This is a genomic window from Mesorhizobium sp. M1396 (assembly GCF_040317725.1).
Classification (GTDB): Bacteria; Pseudomonadota; Alphaproteobacteria; order Rhizobiales; family Rhizobiaceae; genus Mesorhizobium.
This window is the reverse complement of sequence record NZ_JAMYLA010000095.1, coordinates 1-11,981: the sequence shown is the minus strand read 5'-3', so window position 1 is coordinate 11,981 and position 11,981 is coordinate 1. Positions and strand designations below refer to the sequence as shown.

Annotated in this window: 11 protein-coding genes; 6 read left to right on the top strand and 5 right to left on the bottom strand. The window is 59.4% G+C overall.

Going from position 1 to position 11,981, the window contains the following annotated elements; all coding sequences use genetic code 11:
• Positions 1 to 413: 413 nt before the first annotated feature.
• Positions 414 to 599, top strand: coding sequence for a hypothetical protein (locus tag NKH02_RS33060; RefSeq protein WP_156939308.1), 186 nt, complete (start codon positions 414 to 416; stop codon positions 597 to 599).
• Here the strand turns inward: NKH02_RS33060 and NKH02_RS33055 are convergent.
• The 5 genes from NKH02_RS33055 to NKH02_RS33035 form a co-directional block, all read right to left on the bottom strand.
• Complete coding sequence (locus NKH02_RS33055) at positions 590 to 790, bottom strand: hypothetical protein (protein WP_023693535.1); 201 nt, start codon at positions 788 to 790, stop codon at positions 590 to 592. The two genes, NKH02_RS33060 and NKH02_RS33055, sit on opposite strands and share 10 nt — an antisense overlap.
• A gap of 48 nt (positions 791 to 838) precedes the next feature.
• Positions 839 to 1,720, bottom strand: a complete 882-nt coding sequence (gene nadC / locus NKH02_RS33050) for a carboxylating nicotinate-nucleotide diphosphorylase (protein WP_352883964.1) — start codon at positions 1,718 to 1,720, stop codon at positions 839 to 841.
• A complete protein-coding gene (locus tag NKH02_RS33045) occupies positions 1,720 to 3,258 on the bottom strand; it encodes an L-aspartate oxidase (RefSeq protein ID WP_352883963.1) in 1,539 nt (512 codons plus the stop codon). Before NKH02_RS33045 ends, nadC begins: the two co-directional genes overlap by 1 nt.
• Positions 3,255 to 4,229 carry a quinolinate synthase NadA gene (nadA, locus tag NKH02_RS33040; RefSeq protein WP_352883962.1) on the bottom strand — a complete coding sequence of 325 codons (975 nt, stop codon included), beginning with the start codon at positions 4,227 to 4,229 and terminating at the stop codon, positions 3,255 to 3,257. Before nadA ends, NKH02_RS33045 begins: the two co-directional genes overlap by 4 nt.
• Before the next feature lie 67 nt (positions 4,230 to 4,296).
• The gene (locus NKH02_RS33035) at positions 4,297 to 5,262 is read right to left on the bottom strand and encodes an NUDIX hydrolase (protein WP_352487231.1); all 966 of its coding nucleotides are present in this window, start codon (positions 5,260 to 5,262) and stop codon (positions 4,297 to 4,299) included.
• A 1,254-nt stretch (positions 5,263 to 6,516) separates the two neighbouring features.
• On the opposite strand from NKH02_RS33035, the gene NKH02_RS33030 reads away from it, so the two are divergent.
• The 5 genes from NKH02_RS33030 to NKH02_RS33010 all read left to right on the top strand — a co-directional run.
• Positions 6,517 to 7,578 carry a type IV toxin-antitoxin system AbiEi family antitoxin gene (locus tag NKH02_RS33030; protein ID WP_245263163.1) on the top strand — a complete coding sequence of 354 codons (1,062 nt, stop codon included), beginning with the start codon at positions 6,517 to 6,519 and terminating at the stop codon, positions 7,576 to 7,578.
• Positions 7,566 to 8,435 carry a nucleotidyl transferase AbiEii/AbiGii toxin family protein gene (locus tag NKH02_RS33025; protein WP_352883959.1) on the top strand — a complete coding sequence of 290 codons (870 nt, stop codon included), beginning with the start codon at positions 7,566 to 7,568 and terminating at the stop codon, positions 8,433 to 8,435. Before NKH02_RS33030 ends, NKH02_RS33025 begins: the two co-directional genes overlap by 13 nt.
• Before the next feature lie 91 nt (positions 8,436 to 8,526).
• On the top strand, positions 8,527 to 9,033 hold the full coding sequence (locus tag NKH02_RS33020) for a GIY-YIG nuclease family protein (protein ID WP_352883957.1): 507 nt from the start codon (positions 8,527 to 8,529) through the stop codon (positions 9,031 to 9,033).
• Positions 9,034 to 9,723: 690 nt separating this feature from the next.
• Positions 9,724 to 10,167, top strand: a complete 444-nt coding sequence (locus tag NKH02_RS33015; protein WP_352883955.1) for a hypothetical protein — start codon at positions 9,724 to 9,726, stop codon at positions 10,165 to 10,167.
• 1,081 nt (positions 10,168 to 11,248) lie between these two features.
• Positions 11,249 to 11,981: SDR family NAD(P)-dependent oxidoreductase (locus NKH02_RS33010; protein ID WP_352883953.1), on the top strand; the 733-nt coding region annotated here is incomplete at its 3' end.

The following is an 11,981-nucleotide window of genomic DNA, read 5'->3' as shown; positions in this document are numbered from 1 at the left end:
ACTGGGAAGCCCATGAAGCCTGGGAGCCTCTCTGGCAGGCTGCGAAACAAAGCGCTCAGCACCGCCTGTTCTTCAAGGGACTGATGGCAGCTCCGCCAGCACTTCGCCGGTCGAAGGGTTTAATACCTCGAAGGTCTGCTCACTTACCAGCATGCCAAGAGCCGGCACCCGGTCAATGGCTCCGAACAGCTCCCGCGATTTCAGGTGGCGAAGCATGGGCTCGTGCAAGGGCAACGCGAATCCTCCTCGATGCAATTGGCGTGTCACACGACTTTTTGGTTTATCCGCTGGCCTAGGATTTCGCATAGGGCCTCAGTGAGGGGCCACTAGACCCACTCGAATCCACTCAACCGAAACTGATGTCAGTTGTGCGAAACAGTCCGACCATTTCTCGAAACAAGGAGATCGAATCCATGTCGTTGCTCGCGCACTGGAGAGCAAATCGTGATCCTGCCGCGCTGTCAAATATTCCAACTGGTTTTTGCAGTCCAACCGCCCGTGAACGCGCTGGAGCACTGCGCGTCTTTTTTGCGGAAATAGAAGTGCCGAGGTCAGATTTGAAGCTGCCGCAGCGCTCAGTTCAGCAGGGCTATCCCTGATCTATGGCCTTGCTTTGATGGTGGGAGCGCTCTTTGCGGACCATGTCGTACGACTCGATATACGCCATCTCCAGAAGGTATCCTAGGAACTGCAGCCTGTGAGACCCCGCGATCTGATTCAGTTCGCTGAGCATTGCGCTGATGAAGGCAAGCGCCTTGGCCCGGTCGGATCTCAATCCCTTGTCGATCATCGTACGTCCCCACTTCCGCAGATTGCTCCTATATGGAGCGCGCTCTATTCAGTTCAGATGCTTCTGGATGCATGCTTCGATAGGCACGTCCATGCCGATGTCGAGGATTGGCGCGCTGTGCGTAAGCCACCCAATAGAAATGAGGTCGACCCCGGTTGCCGCTACGGCTGGTGCCGTTGCCGGCGTTATGCGACCCGAGGCCTCGGTGGTCGCGCGGCCGTCGACCATTGCCACCGCTCGGGTCAGTTGCTTGACGGACATATTGTCCAGCAGGATGGCGTCGACCCCGGCGCCTAGCGCGATCTCGAGCTGGTCGAGCGTGTCGACCTCGACCTCGACCTTGACCATATGGCCGACCGCGGCGCGCGCCCGCTCAATGGCCGTGCGGATGTCGCCGGCAATGGCAATGTGTTTGTCCTTGATGAGCACGGCATCATCCAGCCCGAAGCGGTGGTTGGCGCCGCCGCCGGCGCGCACGGCGTATTTTTCCAGCGCGCGTAGGCCGGGCGTCGTCTTTCGCGTGCAGACGATCCGTGCTTTCTGACCGCGCACCGCCTCGACGATCTCGGCCGTTGCCGTCGCAATGCCGCTGAGATGGCAGAGAAAATTGAGCGCTGTACGCTCGGCCGCAAGCATTCCACGCGCCGGTCCACTCACCCTTGCAATGGTCTCACCCGCCGCGATCCTGCTGCCGTCCAGACGTCCAAAATTTATGTCGATCGACGGATCAACAAGCATGAAAGCGTAGGCTACCAGATCAAGACCGGCAACAACGCCAGACTGCCGTGCTCTGAACGCAAAGGTGGCCTTGCAGTCAAAGGGTATAATCGCATCGCTGGTAAGGTCACCGGCTTTGCCCAGATCCTCAAGTAGAGCGCTACGCACGATCGGCTCGATCACGATCCCGGGAAGGGGTGGAGGTGACGTCATCAGGCACTCCGTTCCGCGGGCCGCAGACTAAGTTCGGCCGCAACCGTCATTGCTGAGGCGAGGGTCAAGCGCGAAGACCGGGCCTGCGCCCTGCGTGTGGGGAAGTCCGACCTGCAATGCGAGCCGCGGCTTTCCTCGCGTCGAAGCGCTGCAATGGCGATCATCAGCGCGATCAAGGCGGGATCGGAAGCGCCAGTGTTGCGAACCGCGATCGGCAGCAGCGTTTCCACGGTGTCGGATAGTGCTTGCCCGTCCCGTATAACACCGAGCCCATTAGAGACCGCGTGGCGAACGGAGGAGGGGTCGGGCCGCGGGGGTGCCGTTGCGACAAGCCTTGGGCACTGCCAGCCTGCAGGAGCGGCAGCTACGCTTTGCGCGACCCACAACGAGGTCGTCACGGCCTCGGTCAGCGAGTTGCTGGCAAGCCGGTTCGCCCCGTGCAGACCGGTGCAGGCAACCTCACCGCAAGCCCACAAGCCCGACACCGTGCTGCGGTCCGCGGCATCCACGGCCACGCCGCCCATGTGATAATGTGCCGCTGGGCGAACCGGGATGGGCTCGACTGCCGGATGGATTCCGGCGTCCCGGCAATGCCGGGTCACAGCTGGGAAGCGCTTGGCGAACTTCTGGCCGAGGGACTGCCGGGCATCAAGGTAAACACGATGTCCGGTGCCAAGCTGCTGCCATACGGCCCGTGCCACGACGTCGCGCGATGCCAGCTCGCCGCCAGGCGTATCGCATAGAAAGCGGTGCCCGCACTCGTCGATCAGGACTGCGCCTTCGCCGCGGACCGCTTCGCTCACCAACGGCATAGGCCGATGCGAAACGTCGAGCGCCGTCGGGTGGAACTGGATGAATTCCAGATCGGCGAGTTCCGCACCGGCGCATGCGGCGAGCGCCAGGCCGTGCCCGAATGAGCCGGCCGGATTGGTCGTGTCTCTGAACAGGGCGCCGATACCGCCGCTCGCAAGAACCACGCGGCGCGTCGGAAATATAATCGCCTGTCCACCTTTTGCCGCCACAACGCCGCTGACCGCACCATTTTCCACAATGAGCCGGCGGGCTTCCATGCCTTCCAGAATTGTGATCGAAGGCGTTCGCCTCACAGCGATGATGAGCGCGCGTACAACGCGGCCCGTAGAGTCACCCCCGGCATGGACGATCCGGCGACGGGAATGCGCTGCCTCGAGCCCAAGCCGCAGTGTCCCGTCCCACGAGCAGTCGAAGGCGACGCCCAAGTCCATCAAATTCTCGATGGCTCGGTCCGCCGCATTCGCAACGCGTCTGACCACACTCTCGTCGCAGAGGCCATCACCTGCAGCAAGCGTGTCTGCAAGATGGAGGTCTGGACTGTCGTCAGCGCCGAGGCTTGCCGCCAGCCCGCCTTGCGCGAGTGTGCTGGAGGTTTCGGTCCCGAGCCGCGTCGGGGACAGAAGGTAAACGGGATGCGGCGCCAGATGAAGCGCGGTCATCAGCCCGGCAACGCCAGCGCCGATGATCACGGGCGCTCCCCTGATGTCGCCGACGTCTGGCGTCATACGGCAAGCATCCGCTCGAGCGCACGCCGAGCACCATCAACCACTCGAGCATCGATGGTCACGATGTGGCGGGTTTCTTGCAGCGCCGTGCGAATGTTGGCGAGCGTGATACGCTTCATATGCGGACAGAGATTGCAGGGGCGCACGAACTCGACGTCGGGATGCTCGATGGCCACGTTGTCGCTCATTGAGCATTCGGTCATCAACACGACGCGCGCAGGCTTGTGCCGTCCGACGAAATCCGACATCGCCGCAGTCGAGCCGGCGAAATCGGCAACCGCGACAACTTCCGGCGGGCATTCGGGATGGGCAAGCACGGTAACGCCAGGGTAGGCATCCCGCAGCTCGCGAATGTCGGCTGGCGTGAAGCGCTCATGCACTTCGCAATGACCGTTCCAGGCGATGATCTCGACCGAAGTCTGTGCCGCGATGTTCCTGGCCAGGTATTCGTCGGGCAGCATGATCACCCGCTCAACGCCAAGCGACTCCACCACAGCCAACGCGTTGCCGGAGGTGCAGCAGATGTCCGACTCGGCCTTCACGGCAGCGGACGTGTTGACGTAGGTCACGACCGGCACGCCAGGGTAGCGTTGCCGCATCAGCCGCACGTCGTCCGCCGTGATCGAGTCCGCCAACGAGCAGCCGGCGCCAAGATCCGGAATGAGCACCGCCTTGTCCGGATTGAGGAGCTTCGCCGTCTCAGCCATGAAATGCACGCCGGCGAGCACGATGATGTCCGCATCGACGGTCATTGCCTTGCGGGCCAGCGCCAGGCTGTCGCCGACGATGTCGGCGACGCAGTGGAAAATCTCGGGTGTTTGATAGTTGTGGGCCAGGATGACGGCGTTGCGCTCGTGCTTGAGCTCGAGAATAGCCTCGACGTCATCGCTGAAAGCCGCCCATTCCACTGGGGGGATGATGCGCTGGACGCGCTGATACAGGGACGCGGCCGAAGGTATCGTCCCGCTCACCGGCGCCTCCCGTTTATAATCCATTCGACTATAAGGGGTATATATATCTAGGTTGACTATAAGAGTGTCAACCCCGGGCCAGAGGCAATTTTGTCCCCGCCACGGCAGTTTCGTCCAGCACGGCATGGCGGAACTGATAGAGCTTGGCCGGGCGGCCGCCCGTATCCAGGGACGTCTCGCCAGTCTCCTCGACCAGTTCTTGCTGCTCTATGAGCCGGCGAAAGTTGGGCTTGTTGATCAGCCGGCCTGCCAGGGCTTCCACGGTCCGTTGCAGCTGCAGCAGCGTAAACACCGGCGGCATCAGCTCGAAGACGACTGGCCGGTATTTGATCTTCGAGCGCAGGCGCGCAAGGCCCGTGGCCAGGATGCGGCGATGGTCGGCAACCATCGTTGTCCCGGCTGTTGAGTCGGATGCGATCGACCGTTCGTCGCGGGTGGCCTCTGCCACCAGACCCGCCTCGTAAAGCAGCTCATAGCGCTGGAGCGCCAACTCTTCATTCCAGGGTCGGTCCTCGAACGCGAAAGCAATGGCAGCCCGCCGCCGTCGTTCACGGGCAATCGCAGCCTCCTCAACTGCAGCCGCCCAGGCAAGCAGACGCGGCTTCAGAACATCCGCAATCAGTTTCGGTGTTCCGAGGCGGTGGTCCTCCCACGGAAAATAATCGTACCAGCTCCGCCAGGCGCAGGCCGATGCGCCGGTGGCATGTTCCTTCCGGGTCAAAGCGAGATAGCTGATGGAAATGACGCGCTGCTGGCGCCCGTCGGCGCGGTCGCGATCAGCGAACGTATAGAGCTGCTCAATATAGCCGAGGGGATGACCAGTCTGCTGCTCGACCCACGCCCTAAGACCTGACTGCAGCGATCGATGCTCCAGCGCGAACGGCCCCGAGGGCAGGCAATCCCCCTGCCCGATGGTGAGGACCGCTGGTTCACCGTCATTGACGGACACGACAACGGCAATCAGCTCCGCTTCGACTTCTTTGGCCTTGGCGGCGGCCCTACCGTTGCGTGTTGCTTTTGGGCGATCGTCCATGGTTGCCTGGGTTGGGCAGAGTTTTCCCTGCGAAACATCCTAATCGATTTAACCAGCGTGTAACAGGCCATTTCGCCTGTCAACTCGGCTGCTCTATGAAAGGCTTAGACCTTCGGTCTACACCCGGCATGTTTCAGAAGCGACGTTCGCGGCACCTGACCCTGGGGCAGCGCAAGTAAGCCGCGCTCGGCGGTCCGAGAGGCTCTGCCATTGTGGAGTGACCGGGGCCTCAAGTAACCCTGCACGGAGGCGGGAATCCTCGAAGATAGCGGGCGCCGGCTACGTGGCTCGACCCCACGTATTATTGGCAGAGATAGAGCTGCTATTCACCGCAAAAGACCGGCAAAGCTTTGTCATTCGCGGTGCTGCCTTTCAATGACACGGCAGAACTCGGCGAAAATGCGACGCGGGGGATTGACTTCCCCTTATAGTCACTCGGATTATAATCGAACGCTCATAAAAGCCACGCTTCCGTCAGCGCCCAGGAGAAAAGTGAGCGGGGGCGGCGGTCGCTGATCTGCGCTTCGAGCGTTTTCCGCGGTGTAATCACACGATTGAGTTCGTGCTCGGATCAGCGATTGAGCCTGTGCACAATCCAAGCATTAACGTGCGCGAAGCGTGTTTGGCCGCCGTTATGTACAGTTTGTCCAAGTAGAAATGTGCAGTTGTCCAACTGTTAGTCCATAAAAGTGACATAAAAGAAACTTCTGATTAAATATCGTCTGAGGAATGCATTTATACGTTGCCTAATTGGGATAAAGCGCTCTTTCCATTCTTAATGATCAAAAGCGGCTCCAGCGCTGGTCCAGCCCCGTTGCTGCCAATGGGTTCAAACCCGATCGCTTTGAGGTCGCAAGTTCGCTCACCATCCGAAATCAACGCAGGACATAGCTGTTCGCCGAAACTTGAAGGGAGAGAGGGGTGTATCAGGGAAAGCCACGCACGGTCGGATTGAGTGAAAATTGGACGCCGATCGAGGGTCAGTTTTGGAAGCCGTTTGACACCCGAGGTTCGCAGGCGTCTGGCGCGCTATCGATGATTTTGGTGAAGGCGCCTTTAGTTGACGCCTTTCGATACTCAGGTCGCGGCCATCGACATAAGATGGATTGATTGGGGCACGGGCGAAGCTAACTCAAGATTTTCACTCTTGGCCGAATTTCAACATCCGCTGAAACCGCCACATTTTGTGAAATTGCGATTGACATATTTCATTAGGTCAGCCATTTTCAGCGGATGCTGAAATCGGGCGACTCATTGAAAAGCATTGAGCATCAAGCTGCGGACGCTCTGCGGGCCGTCTTAAACGATATTCCGCCCGTTTCCATCGAGAATGTAGAGGTTGAAGCCGACGCTTTCGATCGCGAAATCGATATTCTTGCGTATATCAGCGCCTTCGGGCGCACACATATTCTCGTCTGTGAGGTCAAGTCGAGCGGACAGCCGCGCCACGTTCACTCGGGCCTACTCCAGGTGCGAAGGGCGGTAAACCACATAGGAAAAGGCGCAATTCCTGTGTTCATTGCGCCCTTTCTTTCTCCAGAAGCACAGGCTCTTTGCCAGGAAGAAAATGTGGGCTTCCTCGATTTCGAGGGAAATTGCCGGCTCGCTTTCGACGGCATATTTATTGAGCGTAAGGTTCCGACCCGACCCGCAATCGAACGCCGCGAGTTGAAGTCGATCTTCAAACCGAAGTCCGCGCAGGTTCTGAGAGTGATGTTGCGCGATCCACACCATCCCTGGCGCGTCACCGAGCTTGCGGAAGCAGCCGGTGTCAGTCTCGGCCACGTCAGCAATGTCCGCGCTGCGCTTGTGGATCGGGAGTGGGCGAAAATCGGCGACGATGGCATGTCGCTTTTTCGGCCGGCAGCGGTTCTGGACGCTTGGCGGAACTCTTATGAGCCGCCAGCGGGTGATCGCCAAACCTTCTACACTACCTTGCACGGCAAAGCGTTCGACCAGGTCGTTCGCGATGTGCTTGGTGCGTCGAATCGAATTGACCGAGCGATCCTCGCATCGTTCTCGGCAGCGCAATGGATTGCGCCATATGCTCGGGTAGGCAGCCAGTTCTTCTACGCAGATAGCGGAGGTCTCGACCGTCTGCGGCATGCCCTCAAGCTGTCGTCGGCGGCGAAGGGTGAAAACGTTGTGATCACGATCCTGAAGGATGAAGGGCCACTGCTTGATACAATCGAGCCGGCGCCCGGCGTCGTTTGCACAAGTCCTGTTCAAACTTACCTTGATTTGGTGATATCCGGGGAGAGGGGACAGGAGGCCGCTGACCATTTGCGGCAGGAGAAATTGCAATGGCTCCAGTAGTACCGCTCGATCCGCAATCGGCCGCCGACTACGACGACCGCACCACCGCGGCCGTGAAATCGGTTCTACTGGAAATTGGTCAGATACTCGGCAGTTTCAAAGGCAAGTTCGCCGTGATTGGCGGCGCGGTGCCTTGGCTCCTCCTAGAAAACGAAGAAATGCCGCATGTCGGAACTCTCGACGTCGATCTGGGCCTCGATACCGAGGCACTTGGAGATGGCGAATACGCCCGACTTGTCGAGGCACTTATGGGGAATGGGTATGAGCAGCGTGACGATCACCGTCTGTTCCAGCTTGTTCGGACAGTGCCTGTCGATGATGGTGGAGGTCCGATCGATGTGGTTGTCGACTTCTTGCGTCCTTTCGACGCCGTCTTCACAAAGAACAAACCGCCGCTGATCGAGCATTTTGCCGTGCAGCGGGCATCGGGTGCCGAATTGGCCTTACGCTTTTACAACCTCGTTGCGATTTCGGGCGAGATGCCGGATGGAGGCGCGAACCACGTCAACATCGCCGTCGCATCGATCCCCGCCCTCCTCGCAATGAAGGGCTACGCAATCGAGAACCGCCTGAAGAGGAAGGATGCATACGACATCTATTACTGCGTTCGAAACTATCCAGGTGGCCCCGATGCACTTGCCGCGGATTGCGAGCCGGTTCTCGCTCACAAGGAAGGCAAAGAGGGCTTCGGGTTTATTGCCGGCAAGTTCGAGGCGGTTGATAGTTTTGGCCCCACTAGCGTCCGCCAGTTCGTGCAGGACACCCAAATTCTCGGGGAACGCACCGCCGAACAATGGCAGCAGGATGCATTTGGTCAGGTCGATGCGTGGCTCCGTGCACTTGGCTGGAGAGAGTAGGTGACCGCGCTGCTGCCGTTCCTCGCTAGCAATTTTTGTTTTGGGAGTGCAGCGGGGTTGAAGCGCGTAGCTGAATATCCTGAATGCTACAATGACCGTCTATTTTATCACTGAATTGGACAACAGCCTTGCCGGCCGTCTTTATGTGAAGGTCGGACGCTCGCAGGCGGTCGATCGCCGCATAGCCAACCTGCAGACTGGCAATCGGCGTAGAGTTGCGTTGATGGGAGAAATTCGGACCGGATCGATTTCCGAAGACCGCGTGGTCGAACGGCGGTTGCACCTCATATTCGACCACAAGGCAGATTCGGGAGAATGGTTTTTCCTGTCGGCAGACGACGTTATTTCTGCCCTGAAGCTCTTTTCATCGAGGGCTTACATCTCTGTCGGACAAGATGCCTTTGAGATCATTTCCTATGATAGGGACGCGGTTCCGGAATATGCTAGTCCATGGCTATGGGGCGAGCTCGACTGCTATGAATTCTGTCTCAACTGCGGGTGGGCGGGTGGCTGGACCTACAGCGAGAACCATGGTGGCGACGTGTGCCTTGAGTGCGGGGTCTCGGAACGCACGTACGATGCTGATGATCAGGTCTAGCAGGATATACGCTACGAGCATACCGACCCGGGAAGCCGATGGTGGCCTCGTCCCCACTCGAGAGCTTGACCAGGAATGGTCTTGACGTTTGGCCGGCCGGTGCAGGTCGGACTCGCCCCGCACTAGCGGAACCGCGGCCGTTTAATTGCTATCGTCGGTGTCGGTACCAAAGTGGAGGGTTGGGCCGGTTCGGGCCGACTGACCGCGGCGCAGAAGGACCGAACAACTCAAGCTAGTATTGCGAAGAAATAGATGAAATAAATCCTGTGCGCATTGTTTCAAACCGATGCCCAACGTCTTGCGAGTAACATTTCTGGGTGGGGATCGGATGGCTGAACAGAGGGTGGGGCGGTATCGACTGATCCGTCGGATCGTAGGTGGGGACGCCAAGAGAGGAGTTCCTGATCTGTGGCAGGCCGAAGATGCTGGAGACCTATACTACGTCAAGCTCTGGAATAAACCCGTAGGAGACAGCTCCGCGATCCAGGCGCTCTGGAACCGCGAAGTTCGGGGGCTTATGCGGCTTCAGGGCTATCCTGGCGCCTCAGAGCTATTCGTCAAGCTTGGAGATCTTGACGCTGACGACAAACACTTCTTCGCTGTCCTCGACGGCGGTTCAATGGAGCAATCCGAAAACAACAACTCTAGTCCAACGCTAGTCGATCAAACATTCAATGACGCAGGGGGCCTATGGCGAGGAAATCGCGCTTCGATGTTGCATTCGCCGATCTGCATAGCGAATTCAAGGCGCGCACGAAGCGGCGTTTTCTCGAGGATATTCGAGACCAGCTCGAGGAAGATCCCGAAATGGTGGAGATCCTTCGGAAATGGCGTGCCGCGCCACGCCTCTTCGCGGTATCATTCGATCGGTGGACAAATGACAGTACCTTTTCCTATGGCTATTTCGCCCTCGTACTAGTCGCCCTCGACGCCATCGCCGGGGGCGCCGGTATCTACAAGCCGGTCAACCAACTTCGGGTGCTGCGTTGGAACGGCACAACGGCGGATATTCTGACCGTGCTTCGCTACCTCATACGGCTGAATCCCCAAATCCGTGCGCGTCGGTTGCTAGTCCTTCCTTATCCCTCTCCACCTGTCGGCCGGCGGATCGATCGAGCCATTTACCGTCGATGACCGCGATGAGGCCGAAGGCGGCATTTCGTACACGGCGTCCCAGCCGGATCAAAACGTTCGATGCATCGCCGCACCGGCGCGTGCAATTGCATATTCCGATTCATAGGATCAAGCTTCTTGTGGGTGGCGCCGCCCAGACGAGCATGGCAACATTGCGAAAATCCATGCCTCAGCCCGGCGCTTGCCGTGGGATCCTTTGCCGCCCGCGAACACAGTCGCCCGGAAATGGAGCGATTGCGGCTGGCATTTGATCAGTCAGCGGCAAACGCTGCCGCGAGTTCAGAGTAGTCTAGGTAGCACTTTGGGCCGGTCCCCTCGAACGGGCTCGCGAGTTCGAACCAAATATCCGTCGTCCCATGTTCATGATTTGTGCCTCGAAAGTCGCATAATGGCAGTCCGGAACCGCACTGCCATCGCCATGCAGCCATGTCTTTCCATCAGCCGCAGCCTAACCGGTCCCTCAACGCCAGAACACCACAGCCGCTATTCTTGACAGTCGCCTTATAAGTTATAAGTTAACACAGACTTTGGGCAGGGGACGCGTCACAGCGTTTGTTCGTGTCTGCGGAGTGCGCGTCTCGTGACCCTCACTACCTAGCTTGGAAGTCTATTTGTGGGCCGTCGAATGATGAGCAGCATCGCCGGGGGGCGTCGAGGGTTAACAGTGATATTTTCGCATAGCCGAATGCCGCAGTTCCACGATAAGAATTTTTCTGTGGCTCCACCTGACAATGGGTGTCTTCGAAGCTTACGATCGCAACGCCACTGGATGCCCGGGTTTCAACATCATCAAAGACTGTGTCTTGTCAGCGCCGGACCGCCGCGGTTCGTCGAGGCCATGACGCTTCGGGCGTGCTGGAGCTTGGTTTTCAGCGCGACTTACACTGACTGAACGCGGCGCAGGCTGCGTGCTCCGACATGCCTTTATCCGACCACCGGCGGCGCCACGCCCGTGAACACGATCGACGCGCGCAGTGAGCCACCCCACCGTGGGCGGGACCACAACCGAATTGCGCGAGCCTTGCTGGAAGCGTGACAGCGCAACCTGGCTCGTTGGGCCAATCATTCATAAGGCTGAACGATGAGAGAAAAAGAGAGTGTCTATGTCGTAACCGGCGGCACGCATGGCATCGGCGCCGCCTGTGTCCGGCGCCTTGCCGAGCAGGAGAACGCGGCCGTCGTCTTCACGGGTCGCGACGAGGCTGCCGCACGAGAAATCGTATCCAGCCTCGCCAATGCACATTTCATCGCCTGTGATGTGCGCGACGAAGCCCAATGCCGAACGGTCATCAATACCGCGATGATGCTCGGTAACGGAAAGATAGCCGGATTGGTCAACAACGCCGGCATGACGGGGCGAGGGGCTTTTGAGACCGCCACCCTGAGCGATTGGGACGAGATCATGAGGGTGAATGCGCGCTCGTCGTTCGTCTTCACCAGCGCGGCGCTGCCAGGCCTGCGCGCGGCGCGCGGATCGGTGGTGATGATGTCATCGGTGGCCGGGCTGATGGGCGAGGAGGGTCTGGCCATCTACTCGGCCTCCAAGGCCGCGCTGATCGCCTTGACCTTGTCGCTGGCATTGGAGATCAGCGAGGTTCGCTTCAATGCCGTCTGCCCCGGCCAGATCGCAACAAGGATGATGGCGGGCACGCTAGCCATTCCTGGCCGCAGGGCTCTGCTGGAAAGCCGCATTCCAGTGGGTCGATTGGGAACTCCCGAAGACGTCGCCGAGGCCGTGGCCTGGCTGTTGTCGCCGGCTGCGTCCTTCGTCAACGGCATCGTCATGCCGGTCGACGGCGGCGAGAGCGCGGGGT